General features: G+C 65.0%; 15 protein-coding genes. 8 read left to right on the forward strand and 7 right to left on the reverse strand.

Annotated elements, in window-relative coordinates; genetic code table 11:
* Positions 1–138: 138 nt before the first annotated feature.
* Together PQ627_RS03720 and PQ627_RS03725 are read right to left on the reverse strand one after the other, a co-directional pair.
* Positions 139–297, reverse strand: coding sequence for a hypothetical protein (locus PQ627_RS03720; RefSeq protein ID WP_274258510.1), 159 nt, complete (start codon positions 295–297; stop codon positions 139–141).
* On the reverse strand, positions 294–1,217 hold the full coding sequence (locus PQ627_RS03725; RefSeq protein ID WP_274258512.1) for a LysR family transcriptional regulator: 924 nt from the start codon (positions 1,215–1,217) through the stop codon (positions 294–296). Before PQ627_RS03725 ends, PQ627_RS03720 begins: the two co-directional genes overlap by 4 nt.
* A gap of 190 nt (positions 1,218–1,407) precedes the next feature.
* Between PQ627_RS03725 and PQ627_RS03730 the strand changes: the two genes are divergently transcribed.
* The gene (locus PQ627_RS03730) at positions 1,408–1,755 is read left to right on the forward strand and encodes a CBU_0592 family membrane protein (protein ID WP_274258514.1); all 348 of its coding nucleotides are present in this window, start codon (positions 1,408–1,410) and stop codon (positions 1,753–1,755) included.
* A 107-nt stretch (positions 1,756–1,862) separates the two neighbouring features.
* Positions 1,863–2,897, forward strand: coding sequence for an LLM class flavin-dependent oxidoreductase (locus PQ627_RS03735; protein ID WP_274258516.1), 1,035 nt, complete (start codon positions 1,863–1,865; stop codon positions 2,895–2,897).
* Positions 2,898–2,903: 6 nt separating this feature from the next.
* Here the strand turns inward: PQ627_RS03735 and PQ627_RS03740 are convergent, their stop codons facing one another.
* Complete coding sequence (locus PQ627_RS03740; protein ID WP_144660559.1) at positions 2,904–3,104, reverse strand: hypothetical protein; 201 nt, start codon at positions 3,102–3,104, stop codon at positions 2,904–2,906.
* 174 nt (positions 3,105–3,278) lie between these two features.
* On the opposite strand from PQ627_RS03740, the gene PQ627_RS03745 reads away from it, so the two are divergent.
* The 3 genes from PQ627_RS03745 (at position 3,279) to PQ627_RS03755 (ending at position 6,708) form a co-directional block, all read left to right on the forward strand.
* Positions 3,279–5,747, forward strand: coding sequence for a CHAT domain-containing tetratricopeptide repeat protein (locus tag PQ627_RS03745; RefSeq protein ID WP_274258519.1), 2,469 nt, complete (start codon positions 3,279–3,281; stop codon positions 5,745–5,747).
* Complete coding sequence (locus tag PQ627_RS03750) at positions 5,744–6,097, forward strand: CU044_2847 family protein (RefSeq protein WP_274258521.1); 354 nt, start codon at positions 5,744–5,746, stop codon at positions 6,095–6,097. The genes PQ627_RS03745 and PQ627_RS03750 overlap by 4 nt, the downstream gene beginning before the upstream one ends.
* A gap of 104 nt (positions 6,098–6,201) precedes the next feature.
* On the forward strand, positions 6,202–6,708 hold the full coding sequence (locus PQ627_RS03755) for a universal stress protein (RefSeq protein WP_144660541.1): 507 nt from the start codon (positions 6,202–6,204) through the stop codon (positions 6,706–6,708).
* Positions 6,709–7,003: 295 nt separating this feature from the next.
* On the opposite strand, the gene PQ627_RS03760 is transcribed toward PQ627_RS03755, so the two are convergent.
* Genes PQ627_RS03760 through PQ627_RS03775 form a run of 4 tightly spaced genes read right to left on the reverse strand, consistent with a single transcriptional unit; the run spans position 7,004 to position 12,010 of the window.
* Complete coding sequence (locus PQ627_RS03760) at positions 7,004–8,395, reverse strand: GntP family permease (RefSeq protein ID WP_144660539.1); 1,392 nt, start codon at positions 8,393–8,395, stop codon at positions 7,004–7,006.
* Positions 8,396–8,418: 23 nt separating this feature from the next.
* On the reverse strand, positions 8,419–9,054 hold the full coding sequence (locus PQ627_RS03765) for a bifunctional 4-hydroxy-2-oxoglutarate aldolase/2-dehydro-3-deoxy-phosphogluconate aldolase (RefSeq protein WP_274258524.1): 636 nt from the start codon (positions 9,052–9,054) through the stop codon (positions 8,419–8,421).
* Positions 9,051–10,703: an N-acyl-D-amino-acid deacylase family protein gene (locus tag PQ627_RS03770; protein WP_274258526.1), complete on the reverse strand. Its 1,653-nt coding sequence runs from the start codon at positions 10,701–10,703 to the stop codon at positions 9,051–9,053. Before PQ627_RS03770 ends, PQ627_RS03765 begins: the two co-directional genes overlap by 4 nt.
* Positions 10,704–10,711: 8 nt before the next feature.
* A complete protein-coding gene (locus PQ627_RS03775) occupies positions 10,712–12,010 on the reverse strand; it encodes an alanine racemase (protein WP_274258527.1) in 1,299 nt (432 codons plus the stop codon).
* Positions 12,011–12,178: 168 nt separating this feature from the next.
* Here PQ627_RS03775 and PQ627_RS03780 point away from each other — a divergent pair, with 168 nt between their 5' ends.
* The 3 genes from PQ627_RS03780 to PQ627_RS03790 are packed head-to-tail and all read left to right on the forward strand — an operon-like array spanning position 12,179 to position 14,351.
* The gene (locus PQ627_RS03780; RefSeq protein WP_274258529.1) at positions 12,179–13,192 is read left to right on the forward strand and encodes a sugar kinase; all 1,014 of its coding nucleotides are present in this window, start codon (positions 12,179–12,181) and stop codon (positions 13,190–13,192) included.
* Complete coding sequence (locus PQ627_RS03785; protein ID WP_186313560.1) at positions 13,189–13,950, forward strand: IclR family transcriptional regulator; 762 nt, start codon at positions 13,189–13,191, stop codon at positions 13,948–13,950. The genes PQ627_RS03780 and PQ627_RS03785 overlap by 4 nt, the downstream gene beginning before the upstream one ends.
* Positions 13,947–14,351 carry a RidA family protein gene (locus tag PQ627_RS03790; RefSeq protein WP_262276579.1) on the forward strand — a complete coding sequence of 135 codons (405 nt, stop codon included), beginning with the start codon at positions 13,947–13,949 and terminating at the stop codon, positions 14,349–14,351. Before PQ627_RS03785 ends, PQ627_RS03790 begins: the two co-directional genes overlap by 4 nt.
* The last annotated feature ends 59 nt before the right edge of the window (positions 14,352–14,410 follow it).

Below are 14,410 nucleotides of genomic sequence, written 5' to 3' on the forward strand. Positions count from 1 at the left end.
GTGCTGATGGCAGCAGAACCTGGCGGAAGGGGCGTGGTTGCCATGACCAAGGGTCCATTCCGGCACGACAAACCGGATCACCAAAGTGAAAGCAAAGAACACAGAACCCGCTTCGGGGAGTGGCTCAGGCGCGAAGACTCAGGCGTGGAAGGAACCGCCAGCAGTATCTTCATCCGCCGCCATGATGATCACCACCCGCCGGAACGCACATGCATCCAGGGGCATGAGATCGCGCCGGGGGAAACGCACTGCTCCCATGGACACCCAGTAGGCTGACAGTCCCAGGGGACCCGTCACGAAGTCGACCTCGTATCAAAGGCCGCCGCCGATTCCCGCAGGAGGCGGGCCACGGTGTCCAAGGGAAGGCTTGTTGGCCGCCGTCGGTCGAACCGGCGAAGGGCAATGTGCCTGGTCCCCAGTCCCGGGACATCCAGAATGTCCACCTGATCCTGGACCACGCCCGTCAGAGCCAAGGTGGGAACGATCGCAACGCCCTCGCCCGCGGCTACCAACGCCAGGGCGGTAAGCGTGTCCTGGTACTGGTGAATCGTCTCGATCTGGACTCCTGTGGAATGGCGGAGGCGCCCGAGGACGGCAATGTTGGCCGCTGATGGCTCGACCCCCAGCCACGGGAGGGGCAAACGGCTGAGGTCCAGGTTGTCGGTGGTCAGCAGCGACCCTGCCGGAACCACCAGCTTCCATGGCTCATCCAGCAGGGGTTCTTCCACCATTCCAGCGGCAAGGGGACGCTGGTTCGAGGTGGTGGAATCGTGTTCGACCACCACTGCATCCAGCTGGCGTTGACGGAACAGCCGCATAAGCGCCGGGAAGGCGTCCTCAACCAGCTGGATCTGGAGCTGGGGGTACTGGATGCGCCATTCGGGAAGCCGCGGGATCACCACAGTCCGCATGAAGCTGGTGAATCCGCCCACCCGCACCACGCCGGCAACCTCAGCCTGTCCCTGCACGCGGGACCGCGCCACATTCAGTGCGCGCTCTATCTCCTCCCCTGCCTCTGCCATCGCCAGCCCGGCGGGCGTCAGGACCGAGCCTTTGGGCGTTCGGAGAAGCAGCGCCTGGCCTGCTTCGCTCTCCAATTTGGTGAGTTGCTGCGACACCGCCGACGGCGTAATCCGCAGCTCATCGGCAGCCGCGAGGACCCCGCCGGTACGGGCGACGGCGAGGAGAACCAGCAGGCGACGAGGGTCCATTTCCATGTTCAGCGATTCTAAATACGGCCTTCAGAATAATGCAATTGAACTAAAGGTAGCTTTCCCTCAGAATTTAGGCATAGCCGCTCTTCGCTCTGAGGATACGGTCTCTGTAAACAGCAGAAAACACCCCTGAAGTTATTCGTCATTCGGCCTGCCTCCGAGCTGGCTGCCTGGACATGAGAGAGGACACCCGATGGAGCTGCTCTGGGAAATTACCGGTTGGGCCGGTGCTGCAGCGATGCTTTGCGCCTACATGACGGTGTCCATGGGCTGGATCAAGCCGGGCACCACGTTCCAGGCCGCGAACCTTTTTGGCTCCTGCGCCTTCATCATCAACGGCACGCTCCACGGAGCCTGGCCCTCGGTGGCCACCAACGTGGCGTGGTTCCTCATCTCGGCGGTCGCCCTGCTGAGGATGCGCAACCAGCAACCTGACGCAGTCGTCGAGGCGGAACCGATCGTCGTCCCGGCCTACGTCACGACGGACACGGGCACGCCGCCTGTCATCCCGCACCCCGCTCCTGTCGCCAACTGCGCGTAACCTGCTCGTCCAGGGGCGCGGCGAACACACAAGGTAACCTCCCGCCGTCGTCGTAAGAACCAGCGCATAGGCTGGGCCTTAAGCGCCGCCCGACAGAGAAGGAAGCCATGCCTACCCCAGACCGCCCGCTCCGCAAGCTTGGATTCCTTACCATCGGGCTGTTTGACCCGGCGGATCCTGCTGCGGGCCACCGCTCAACCTTGGACATTATTGAACTCGGCGAGCGCCTGGGATTCGACAGTGCCTGGTTGCGCCACCGCCACCTGCAGTTCGGCATCTCGTCGCCCGTCGCGGTGATGGCGGCGGCCAGCCAGCGGACGTCCCGGATTGAACTGGGCACGGCAGTAACGCCGTTGGGCTGGGAAAACCCTTTGCGGCTTGCCGAAGACCTGGCCACGGTGGACCTGCTCAGCGGGGGTCGGGTCAACCCGGGCGTCAGCGTAGGTGAACCGATGCACTATGACACCGTCAAACACGAGCTGTATCCGGATTCGGCAGATACCGAGGACTTCAGTTACGCGCGCGTGGACCGCTTTGCCCGGCTGGTCGCGGGCGAAAAAGTTCGGGAGTTTTCGGGTAAGCAGGGCGTTGTGGAGGAGTTCTCAAACCGCGTGGAACCGCACTCTGCCGGGTTGCGGGAACGGCTCTGGTACGGAGCAGCGAGCCTGAAGTCTGCAACGTGGGCCGGAGAGAACGGCTTCAACCTGCTCTCCAGCAGCGTCGTCTTCCCCGGACCGGATGAAGAACCGGACTTCGCCGCCGTACAGCAACGCCAGATCCGGGCGTTCAGGGACGCCGCAGCAACGGCGGGCCGCAGCCCGGCCCGGGTTTCACAGGGCCTGGTGGTGATCCCCACGGATTCGGCATCAAGCACTCAGCGGGAAAAGTACCAGCGTTACGTTGACGAGCGAACACCCCGCACCAGCGCACCTCAGGGACCAAAACGCATGATGTTCGCTCAGGACCTCATCGGCAGCAGCGAAGAAATCGCCGGGCAACTCTACGCGCACCTGGGCTTCCAGGAGGTGGACGAGGTGGCGTTCGCATTGCCGTTCAGCTTTGAGCACGAGGACTACGTACAGATCCTCACGGACATCGCAGAAATGTTGGGGCCGGCACTGGGGTGGACACCCGCGAAGTAAGGACAGTCAGTCCACGAACTCCGACTGGGTCTGGATGAAGTCCCAATCGGCCGAGGTCAATACGCCGCTCACTTTGTCCGGGTGGGGTCCGCCGGCCTCGGCGATGTGTTGCAGGACCTGCAGTGGCAGTTCTTCCACCCGCAGGTTCTCGCGCAGCCATTCCTTGCTGTCCAGGTGCAGATCAAGCCACCACATGTAGATTTCCACCGCGGGACCACCTTCCGTCGGATCCGTCGAATTAACGGTAGGCCGGGGCCGTGGCGTCTTCAAGGGTCCACCGATAAGGCTTGTAAGCAGCCGGATGTAGGGCCAATCTAGTCCTAAGGGCACTCCGGCACGCCGTTTCCGGCTGCCGGCCGCCCGTCGCACGAGGGACCCGCGATGGACTGTGACATCGAGCTGGAAATCGATACCGGCTCTGCACGCGGCGAATATACGGTGCACGTGGTTCGCGCACCGGCGGGCGGGCACGCGTCCGGCATCTTCGCCCTGGACGTGGACGGGATCATCGACCGGCTTCCGCAGCTTGAAGCGACAGTTCTGGCGTCCGCCGTCGCCGCCCGCCGCACGCTTCCGGTAGCGGAAGTGGCAGTCCGCGAAGTCGGCCAGGAACTGTTCCAAGCGCTCTTCACCCGGGAGGTCTACGGGACCTACCGGGCCAGTTTGGGTGCTGCCCAGCACGCGGGCCAGCAGCTCAGGGTTGTCCTCCGGCTGGCGGCCCCCGAGTTGGCGACGATGCCGTGGGAAACCCTGTTCGACCCCGAAACCGAGACCTACCTTTGCCAGACCGAGCCCTTGCTGCGGCATGTGCCCGCCCCCGACTACAACCTCAATCCCTTAGATGTGGCCCCGCCGTTGCGCATCCTGGGCATCGTGGCCTCACCCCGGGATCTGCCGGCCTTGGATGTCGCGGCCGAAAAGGAACATCTGGGCAGGGCACTTGCAGGACCGGCGTCGGAGGGCCGTGTTGAATTGGTGTGGACCAGGAGCGGCACGTGGGATGACGTGCAATCGATGCTCCTCGCAGGCCCCTGGCATGTAGTCCACTTCGTTGGCCACGGCGACTATGACTCCCGGACGGACGAGGGCCGCATCGCCCTGGTGGGGCAGGACGGCCGCGCCGCAATGGTCCGCGCCGTGCGTTTGATGGCGTTGCTGAGCGTAGCCGCCCCGCGCCCGCGGCTCGTGGTGCTGAACTCGTGCTCCTCGGGCGAAATGGGCCAGGCCGACCTCTTCTCCGGTACCGCCTCGGCCCTGGTCCGCAGCGGAATCGGTGCGGTCGCCGCGATGCAATTCGCCATCAGCGACTCGGCCGCGATCGCGTTCTCCCACGGCTTCTACGCCGCGATCGCCAACGGCCGCACGGTTGACGAGGCCGCCCGCATCGGCCGGATCTCAGTGATGGCCAGCCCGGACGGCACACTCGAATGGGTCACCCCGGCCCTTTACGTCCGGGGCGGATCCACGCAACTTTTCACGTTGAAGGGCTCCCCGCGCGTCCTGGCTTCAGTTGAAGGTACGACGGCGGCCGCGGCCTCGGGCGGTCAGGCTGCTGCAGGTACACAAGCGAACACAGACCAAGCCATGAAACGCGCCCAGTTGAGGGCGTTGTATGTGCAGGCAACTGCGGAACTGCGTGCGCGGCGATTCGACCAGGCCGTGGAACTGTTTGAGGACCTCCTGACATTGGAACCCGGCTACCGGGACGCAGCAAACCAACGAGACGCTGCCCGCAAACACCTGGAACTTGCCCGTATCTACCGCGAGGCCCGCCAGGCGGAAGAATCCGGCGACTGGTTGGCGGCTGCGGACGGTTTCGCCCTGGTCTTGGACGATCCCGAGTATCCCGATGCCGCGGCCCGGAAACAGGACTGCGAAAGAAAGCAACGCCTCGCCGATCTGGAGGGCGAACTGCGGTACCACTCCTCCCAGGGTTCGTGGCAGGCAGTTCTCGATGTCTCCCGTGAGCTGTCTTCACTGGACCCGGCTGCGGCCGATCCCGGTGGGCTGGCAACTGCAGCACGGGCCGAAATCGAGAAGACCAAGCCAAAAGAAGCCCCCGCTCCGGCGAACTCCGGAACAGAGCAGGGCTCGTACACGGCCGTCTACCAGCCACCGCCACCGCCCCGAACGGCCCCTTCGGGCGCACAACCGGCGTCCAACCCGAGCCCCACCCCACCGCGTGCCGCGCCGCTCGCTGGTGTCCCGGCGTCGAACGTTGGCGGTTCCGGCCCCACCGTCGCCCCGCCGCGACCGGCCGCCTCCATGCCGCAGCCGTTCAAGACCGTTCCTCTCGCCTGGGGCGGAGCCGCGCTGGCGGTGGCCGGCGGCCTGGGAGTGGGCTTTGCCGTCTACTTCCTGTGGCTCGATGACAACTACTGGTACGAGAGTGGCGGCGATGCCTCCCTCCGGATTGTCTACGGTCTGGTGGCCCCCTTGGGATACCTGCTGCTCGCCGTCGCAGGCCTTCCCGACCGCTCCGTCATGGGCAGGCTTGTGATGGCCGGAGTGGTCGTCTCCGGTGCGGTCTTTGGGTTGTCGGGTCTGAACTACGCCGTGGAACTGACAAGCGTCGTGTTCAGTTTCGTGCACGCCGGCTTCGGTTTGTGGGCGGGAATCCTGGCCCTGCGCACCGGGCAATCCAGGCTGATGGGATGGCTGCTGCTGTATGCCACCGTGTCCGTACCGCTGGTCTGGGTCCAGGACAAAGGCGTGTTCCTGGAGTCCTGGTACCGGACCCACGCGTACTTTGCCCTGATACAGCTTGCAGTGCTTTGCGCGGCAGGTGTGGGGTTCCTGGTCGAAGCGCGCCGCCTCGGTGCTCGTTCAGCAGAAAGGACCGGCAAATGAGCAGGCTGGTTGAGTTCACCACCGACGACGGCGGCACGGTAGTTGTGGAGGTGGCCAGCGGGGCCGGGAGCCTGGTGACCAGGGGTGGCGACCACGCGGCCGATCATTCGGGGGTTTTCGCGAGGGCCCAGCAGACGTTCCAACGGGCGCTTGAGCAGGTCCGGCCGGCAGTGCAGGGTGTGATCGACGAACTCCTGAGCCTCGAAAACCGCCCGGATGAGCTCAGTGTGGAGTTCGGGATCGACCTGCATGCCGAGGCCGGGGCGTTCATAGCGTCGGCCAGCACTGCATCCAACTTCAAGGTGCGGCTGACGTGGAACAAGCCCGCCCCAACCGCGCCGCCCAACTAGGGGACAGCAAACGTCCCAATGAGGCTTGGGTGGAGCGTTATCTGTCCCCCAGTTGGGTAGCAAACGGCCTGTTCAACAGCCCCCTGCGGCGCAACAATAAGGGTATGGCTGAAGAGGATTTCAGCGGCCCCATTCCCTTGGTGGTGGGAGTCCTTCCGGACCAGCACGTGGAGGTGCTGCAGACAGCCCGGACCCTCGCCGAAAAACTCGGTGTGCCACTGGTGTGCGCCTACGTCGACGAGGCCAGTTACCTGGTGGAGTGGGATCCGTCCCGTGAGACCCACCGGATGTCGCTGCACCCGGAAAAGGACGACGCCGAGGTGGACGCCGTCCGGGGAGACCTGGGGAAGGTCATCGCCGAAGCCATGGACGGCGGTACGGCCGATTGGACCCTGCGGTTGTTGGCCGGCGACCCCGCCCGGGCACTGGGCCGGCTGGCCTCGGACATCAACGCCTCCATGATCATTGTGGGCTCGCCGGAGCCGGGCCTGGGACACCGCATTTCCGAGGCTCTCAACGGCTCGGTGGCTGCGTGGCTCAGCCATCACCAGCGCCGGCCGGTCCTGATTGTGCCCCAGAAAAAGCGCCAGGAAGCGGCCCGGAAAAACTAAAGCGAAAGTACTTATTCAAGGTGGTGGCAATGGGCTCCGATGCCACGTAGAGTGATGAGTGCAGGAAGCGAAAGCGCCTGTCCAAAGACCGCTCCGGAGTGCGTATCCCCCAATAACGCACTCCGGAGCTCTTTGTTTTAACCTCGGTTTTGGCCTGTGCCGCCCCCACCTTCTTTGACCCACGAAACGGCCCCGACACGCCTTGTTACAGGCGTGTCGGGGCCGTTGTGGTTTTCAATGTGGGTCGCGACGGTACAAGCTCACGACGCCGGCACCCGGCTTGGGTGCCGGCAGGTCACCTGACGAAGGTGTACAGCAAGGCCGCCATCCCGAAGCCCACCAGGGACAGCACGGTTTCAAGGACGGTCCAGGTCTTCAGGGTGTCCTTCACGGACATGTTGAAGTACTTGGAGATGATCCAGAATCCGCCGTCGTTGACGTGGCTGGCGATGATCGAGCCCGAGGAAATGGCCACCACGATCAACGCGAGCTGCGGCTGGGAGTATCCCGAGGCCAGGCTTGGCGCGAGGATGCCACCGGTCGTCACGATCGCCACTGTGGCCGAGCCCTGGGCTATACGCATGCCGGCACTGATGACGAACGCGGAGAGGATGATGGGCAGGCCCGCCTGGGACAGTGAATCAGCCACGGCCTTGCCGACGCCAGTGGCAGACAGGACCGCTCCGAAGAACGCACCTGCACCAACCACCAACAGGATCATGCCCACCGGACGCAGCGAGGAACCCGTGATTTCGCTGAGCTCAGCAGAGGTCATGCCGCGGCGGATACCCAGCAGCCACATGGCGAGCAGCACGGCCACGGTCAGTGCGATGGCCGGGTTGCCGAAGAACTGGAGGATGTCCCGGAAGGTTCCAGCCGGCGCGAAGATGTTGCCGAACGTGCCGCCGAGGATAAGGATCATGGGCAGGCCGATCGCCAGCAGCACCAGGCCGATGGAGGGCTCATGACCACGCGCGGTGTCGGCTTCGGGGACGATCCGGTCTTCCGGAACGGACACCATCACGCGCTTGCCGATGTACGTGCCCCACAAAATACCGGATGCGAACCAGGCCGGAATACCGCAGATGAGGCCCATGAGGATGATCCAGCCGAGGTCCACGTGGAACAAGCCTGCGGCAGCAACCGGACCGGGGTGAGGGGGAAGGAAAGCGTGCGTCACGGACAAACCGGCCAGCAACGGCAGGGCATACAAGGCAAGCGACTTGCCGCCACGGATGGCAGCGACGTAGACCAGGGGCGCCAGCACGAAGATGCCGATGTCGAAGAACACCGGGATACCCAGCACGAAGCCGGTGATGCCCATCGCGAGCGGAGTGCCCTTCTCGCCGAAGATCTTCACCAGCCTGCCAAGCAGCACTTCGGCACCACCGGACCGCTCGAGGATGGCCCCGAGGACGGTACCAAGGCCGATGATCACGGTGATGTGGCCAAGGATTCCGGCGAAGCCCTTCTCAATCAGGGCGTCGCTGCTCTTGGTGGCCGAACCCACCAGGGCCTCCACCGAGATACCGCCTACCAGTGCCACGATCACACCGGTTCCCACCAGGGCGATGAACGGCTCGAGCTTGACCTTGATGATCAGGAACAGCAGCAACGCGATGCCCGCGCCTGCCAGGAGGAGCAGGCCGGCGGTGTCGTGCCGCAGCCATTCAAGGAATTCATTCATGGGCGTTTCTTTCTTGGTGAGTCCTACTTGAGGGTGCTGGTGAAGGCTGCGGCACGTGCCGCGATGTCTGCCCAATCGCCGGCAGCGACTGCCGCGGGCGGGACCACGCTGGTGCCGCAGCAGACTGCGGCAGCACCGGCGTCGAGGTAGCTCTTGGCGTTGGAGGCGTCGATGCCCCCGGAAGGAAGCAGGCGGATGCCCGGGTAGGGCCCCTGCAGATCCTTCAGATACGCCGGTCCGAGCTGTCGGGCGGGGAAAATCTTGACGACGTCCGAGCCGAGGTCCAGCGCCTGAGCCACTTCCGTGGGCGTCATCGCGCCGAGGCTGAACGGGATGCCGGCCGCCGCGGCAACCGCCGCGACTTCAGGCCGGAGTCCGGGCGTCACCAGGAACCGGGCACCGGCGTCGATGGCTGCGCGCGCCTGGTCCGCAGTCATCACCGTGCCGATTCCGACGGCGGCACCATGGTCCGCTGCGGTCTCCGCCGCGCGCCGGACATGCTTGAGCGCATCGGGCGTGGTGAACGTAAGCTCCACGCTGCGGATGCCGCCCTCGGCCAACGCCAGGCACAGGTCCGCGGCGTCGGTGATGGAGGGAGCCCGGACCACTGCAAGCGTGCGGTCGGTTTCGAGCTGCTGGACGAATTCCTGGGGGGTCATTGTTGTCCTTCTCTGGTGAGGCCATCACTGTGGCGGCGGAGGGCACGGCCGGCGCGCGCTCCGGTGGGCTGGCCGCCGTCGATCGCTGCCGTGCCGTTGACGAACACGTACTGGATGCCGCTGGCGGCTTGGCGGGGATTCTGGAACGTGGCGGTATCGCGGATGGTTTCGGGATCGAAAAGTACGACGTCGGCGGCGAACCCCTCGCGGACCAGTCCCCTGTTGTGGAGCTTGAGTCGCGCGGCGGGCCGGCCACTGAGGTGGTGGACCATTTCTTCGAGGCTGAGGAGACCTAGGTCGCGGGAGTAGTGGCCGAGGTAGCGCGGGAACGTGCCCCAGGCGCGGGGATGCGGCTTGGCACCGACCAGGAGCCCGTCGCTGCCACCCGTGTGGGTGCGGTGCTTCATGATGGCCTGGACGTTTTCCTCATGGCCAACGTGCTGCAGGATGCCTGTGCCGAGGCGGTCTTCGGTGAGGATCTGAGTGAAGACATCAAACGCCTCTTGGCCGCTTTCAGCCGCAATATCCTTGATGGTCTTGCCCACGAATCCCGTAAGCGCCGGGTTCTGGACGCCGCTGATTTCCAGGGTGTCCCATTCGGCCACTACGCCGTGGCAGCCGTCGGAACCGTAGATCTCGACGGCTTCCCGGATACGGGCGCGGGTTTCGGGGTCGGCCAGGCGGGCCAGGGTGGCTTCGGTTCCGCCGGATGACGCCCAGCTCGGGAGGATCGCCGAAAGGGTGGTGGCGCCGGGAAGGTAGGGGTACGTGTCCAGGGTGATGTCGACGCCCTGCTCCAGCGCTTCGTCGATGAGGTCCAGGAGTTCCCCGGCGCGGCCCTTGTTTTCGGCGAAGTTCATGGTGGCGTGGGACAAGTGCAGGGCGCAGCCGGTATCGCGGCTCAAGGAGATCATCTCGGCGTACGCACCTAGGGCGCCCTTGCCGTAGGAACGGTGGTGGGGTGCGTAGAAGCCGCCAAGTTCGCCAACGACGCGGCACAGTCCGGCGAGTTCCTCGGTCTGCGCGTACATTCCCGGCGTGTAGGTCAGCCCCGAACTCATGCCCACGGCGCCTTCCTCCATGGCGGTCCGGATGACGTCCTGCATCTGCTGCTGTTGCTCCGGCGTCGGGTCACCCTCGGCGAAGCCCATCACCATCGCGCGGACGGTTCCCTGCGGCACGAGGTACGCGGCGTTGGTGGCAATGCGGCCGGTCACGCCATCGGGCCCCTCGTCCTCGGTGTCCAGTCGATCGAGGTACTCCCCCACGGTCCGCCAGTTCCAGTCAAAGTCCGCAGGATTGTCATTCCAACCCGCGATCTTCTCCCGGACACCGGCAAGCGTGGCTTCATCCACTGGGGCATAGGAAAGCCCGTCCTGGCCGAGCAGTTCCGTGGTGACGCCCTGGCTGAGCTTCGCGTAGTGGTTCTTGTTGACCAACAGTTGCAGGTCCGAGTGCGCGTGCATGTCGATGAACCCAGGGCTCAGGACCAAGCCCGTGGCATCGATGACGCGGTCCGCGTCTCCTGCGGTGAGGCTACCGGCGTCGACGACGGCGGCAATCACCGCGCCGTCCAACAGGACGTCGGCGGCACGGCGGTCCGCTCCGGTTCCGTCCACCAGGGTGGCGTTGCTGATGAGGGTCTTCATGGGGAGTCCTAGAAGAAGGTATGGATGAGGTCGACGACGGTCTGGTCACTGTTGGTGTCGGCAAGGACCGGGATGACGGTCCACTTGTCGAACGCCGTGCACGGGTGGGACAGGCCCAGCCGGACCACGTCGCCGGGACGGACTGTGGTGGTGCGCGGGTCGAAGGTCATGAAGGAGTGCTGGTCGTTGACGGAAGTGATCTCCGCTCCGGCCAGTGGTTCCATGGCTCCGCCGAGGAACGGACCGAGGAGTTGCGGCTCGGGAAGACCTTCGTCGAAGGGGAGGTCGCGCTTGCCGGCGTCGAGGATCGCCAGTCCCGGCTCAGGCTGCGAGACAACCCGCGCCCAGCCGTACATTCCGGCGTGGAACGGCTGATCGCCGACGCGGGAGAACGGCGAGATTCCGCGGTAGAAGCCGTCGTCGTGGATGATGTAGGCGCCGCTGCGGATCATCAAATCCACTGACGGTCCTCCGGTTTCGGCTCCCGTGCTGATGGCCGGGGCGAGAACGGTGACGACGTCGTCGAAGTAGGCGCTGCCGCCGGCGGTGATGAACACGGAACCCGAGCCGTACAAGCCGGCTGCCAGGAGTTCCTCGTGAAGCAGCCGTATGTCGGTGAGATACCCGCGGACAGCGGCCAGGCCGGCGTCGTCCGCTGTGTGCGCGAGCGAGCCTTCATAGCCGCTGACCCCCACCAGACGGAGGTGCTCGGCGGCATGCACGGCACGGGCAACGTCCATCGCGGCGTCCACGCCACGGGCACCCGTCCGGCCACCGTGCGCGCCGAGTTCCACCAAGACATCCAGCACCGCCCCGGTTCCCGCAAGCGTCCGCTCGATCAAGGCGACAGTCTCGACGGAGTCTACCCACGACAGGATGGTGGAGTCCTGGTCGGCGACCCACTGGATCGCCTGCGGATCGGTAAGGCTGTTGGCGAGTTGCAGGTTCTGAACACCGAACTCCCGGGCCACCCGGAGCTGCGCGAAGTTGGCCAGCGTGATGCCCCACGCCCCGCGGTTGAGCTGCTCCGACCAGAGTTGCGGCGACATCGTGGTCTTGCCGTGGGGAGCGAGCAGTACGCCCCTTTCGGCGCACCACTGCGCCAGCCGATCCGCGTTGGCGACGAGCGCCTGCGCATCGAGCGTGAGCAGCGGTGTCTGGAGGTCCGCGAGCGTGTGCTTTTCGCGGAGGAATTCTGCGTGCGTGGTCCCCTTGGCGTTGGCGGGAATGGCCTTGTGATGCCAGTCGAGCCGGCGGTCGGCCAAGGTTGCCACGGCGGTTGCCGAGATGGCTTTGGAAGTGTCCACGCGTTGATTCCCTTCGCGGTGCTGCGGCGTTGAAGCTGCGTTGTGGGCTGCTTATGCTTGCGTTGCGTATTTTGCAACGCTGGTTGCAAGCCTGATCGTGATATGTCTAACATGGTGGCAGATCGAGAGTCAAGGCCGCTGCGAAGCGCGCGAACCATGGGAGAACGAGTGCTTTCAGCTGTATGTGTCGGCGAAACGATGGCGATGCTGACCCCCGCCCAAGCCGTTCCCCTGCACATGGCCTCCGAGCTTCACTGCGGGATCGGCGGTGCGGAATCCAACGTCGCCATGGGCCTTGCCGCCATGGGCCTGGAGACCCACTGGGTCAGCCGCGTCGGGCACGACGGCTTCGGCACCCGCATCCTCAACGACCTCCGCGACCACGGCGTGGGAGTCACCGGAGTGGAGGTCGACGCCGATCGGCCCACCGGCCTCTACGTCAAGGTGCCGGCCCAGGAGTCGGACCCCGACGGCGGCAGTTCGGTCCTGTACTACCGGCAAGGATCAGCGGCTTCGGCCATGGGACCGGACACTCTTTCGAACCCTGCAGTCTCCTCGCTGCTGGACAACGCATCGCTGATCCACTTGAGCGGGATCACCGCCGCACTGTCCCCCGATTGCCTTTCCCTGCTCGAAGAGTTGCTCACCGCGCCCCGCGACGGACGCCTCATCAGTTTCGACGTCAACTGGCGGGCAGCGCTCTGGGCAGGACAGGATCGCGCCGTCCTGCAGCGGCTGGCGAACCTGGCCGACGTCGTACTGGTTGGAAAAGACGAGGCCGAGCACGCGTTCGGAACCACCGACGAAGCCGAACTCCGCCGGCTCATGCCGGAGCCCGGTGTGCTGGTGATCAAGAACGAAGCCATCAGTGCCATTGCGCTGGACAAAGCCGGCACCCGGGAAGAGGTCCCCGCGCTGTCCGTCGCCGTCGTCGAACCTGTTGGCGCCGGTGACTCGTTCGCCGCCGGTTACCTCAGCGGCCTGCTGTACGGTCTGGGCCAGAAGGAGAGCCTCCGCCGCGGCCACGTTGCCGCCGCCTGCACACTGACGGTCCACGGCGATCGGGGTCCGTTGCCTCCGGCGGATGAACTTGCGGCCATCCTCGATTCCTCCGATGACGCTTGGGCTGCTATCCATGTTGAAGACGGACATTTCAACACCACCCGGAGCGTGACACCTTGAGCCAGAGCCTGATGCGGGCCATCGACCTGCTTGGCGAACTCGCCGCCAAACCAGCAACCCTGGACGAACTCTCGTCCAAGGCCTCCGTGCACAAGACCACCGTGATGCGGCTCCTGCACGCCCTTGAGGAGAAGCGGCTCGTGGTGCGGGACGAGGACCAGCGGTTCATGCTCGGCTCGAAGCTCTTCGAACTGTCCTCCTTGGCGCTGGAACAACGCGACATCCGCAAGGTGGCACACCCGCATCTCGCTGATCTCAACGGCAAGACCGGACACACCATCCACCTTGCCGCCTTTGAAGGAAACGAGGTGGTCTATATCGACAAGTTCGAGTCCCACCACCCCGTCCGCATGTACTCGCGCATCGGCCTGACTGCATCGTTGCACTCGGCCGCCGTGTCCAAGGTCCTCCTCGCCGACATGCCGCGCAGCCGGCAGGAAAAGATCGCCGCGGGGTTGGACTACGTCAAAGTTACCGAGAACACCCTGACCTCGCCCTCTGCCCTCCTGGCGGAGCTGGAGCTGGTCAAGGAACAAGGCTGGGCGCACGATAACGCCGAGCACGAAGCCTTCGTGCACTGCATCGCGGCCCCCATCCGCGATGCCAGCGGCGCCGTCGTGGCCGCAGCCTCTTGTTCGGTACCGGTAGTGATGCTCAGCTATGAAGGATTGCTGGAGCTGCTGCCCGACCTCAAAGCCAGCACCGAGGCCATCTCCAACGACCTCGGCTGGATCAGCCACGAAAGGAAACCCGCATGAGCGAGAAGACCGTAGTACTTACCGAAAACGCCCCCGCCCCGGCACACGTATTTTCCCAGGGCATCAAGAAGGGCGGCATGTTCCAGGTGTCCGGCCAGGGCCCCATGGACCCGGCCACCAACCAGTACATCGGCGAGGGCGACGTCCGCGTCCAGACCCGCCGCACCCTGGAAAACGTCAAGGCCATCCTCGAAGCCGGCGGATCCTCCGTGGAGGACGTGCTGATGTTCCGTGTCTACCTCACCACCCGCGACGACTTCGCCGCCATGAACGAGGTCTACGGCGAATTCATCAAGGAAAACGTCCCCAGCGGCCTGCTGCCCAGCCGCACCACGGTGTTCGTGGACCTGCCGCACGAGGTCATGCTGGTGGAAATCGACGCCCTGGCCGTCACCGCCTAACGCCCACTCACATCCCACCCGCTTGAGCCGGACGCTCACTCACATCCCACCTGCTTGAG

Source organism: Paenarthrobacter sp. AB444 (assembly GCF_028736865.1).
Classification (GTDB): domain Bacteria; phylum Actinomycetota; class Actinomycetes; order Actinomycetales; family Micrococcaceae; genus Arthrobacter; species Arthrobacter nicotinovorans_B.

Bases quoted from the DNA above. Each gene is read 5' to 3' on its own strand.
- PQ627_RS03725 (WP_274258512.1), bottom strand. From the start codon at position 1,217: ATGGAAATGGACCCTCGTCGCCTGCTGGTTCTCCTCGCCGTCGCCCGT.
- PQ627_RS03730 (WP_274258514.1), top strand. From the start codon at position 1,408: ATGGAGCTGCTCTGGGAAATTACCGGTTGGGCCGGTGCTGCAGCGATG.
- PQ627_RS03735 (WP_274258516.1), top strand. From the start codon at position 1,863: ATGCCTACCCCAGACCGCCCGCTCCGCAAGCTTGGATTCCTTACCATC.
- PQ627_RS03745 (WP_274258519.1), top strand. From the start codon at position 3,279: ATGGACTGTGACATCGAGCTGGAAATCGATACCGGCTCTGCACGCGGC.
- PQ627_RS03750 (WP_274258521.1), top strand. From the start codon at position 5,744: ATGAGCAGGCTGGTTGAGTTCACCACCGACGACGGCGGCACGGTAGTT.
- PQ627_RS03755 (WP_144660541.1), top strand. From the start codon at position 6,202: ATGGCTGAAGAGGATTTCAGCGGCCCCATTCCCTTGGTGGTGGGAGTC.
- PQ627_RS03760 (WP_144660539.1), bottom strand. From the start codon at position 8,395: ATGAATGAATTCCTTGAATGGCTGCGGCACGACACCGCCGGCCTGCTC.
- PQ627_RS03765 (WP_274258524.1), bottom strand. From the start codon at position 9,054: ATGACCCCCCAGGAATTCGTCCAGCAGCTCGAAACCGACCGCACGCTT.
- PQ627_RS03770 (WP_274258526.1), bottom strand. From the start codon at position 10,703: ATGAAGACCCTCATCAGCAACGCCACCCTGGTGGACGGAACCGGAGCG.
- PQ627_RS03790 (WP_262276579.1), top strand. From the start codon at position 13,947: ATGAGCGAGAAGACCGTAGTACTTACCGAAAACGCCCCCGCCCCGGCA.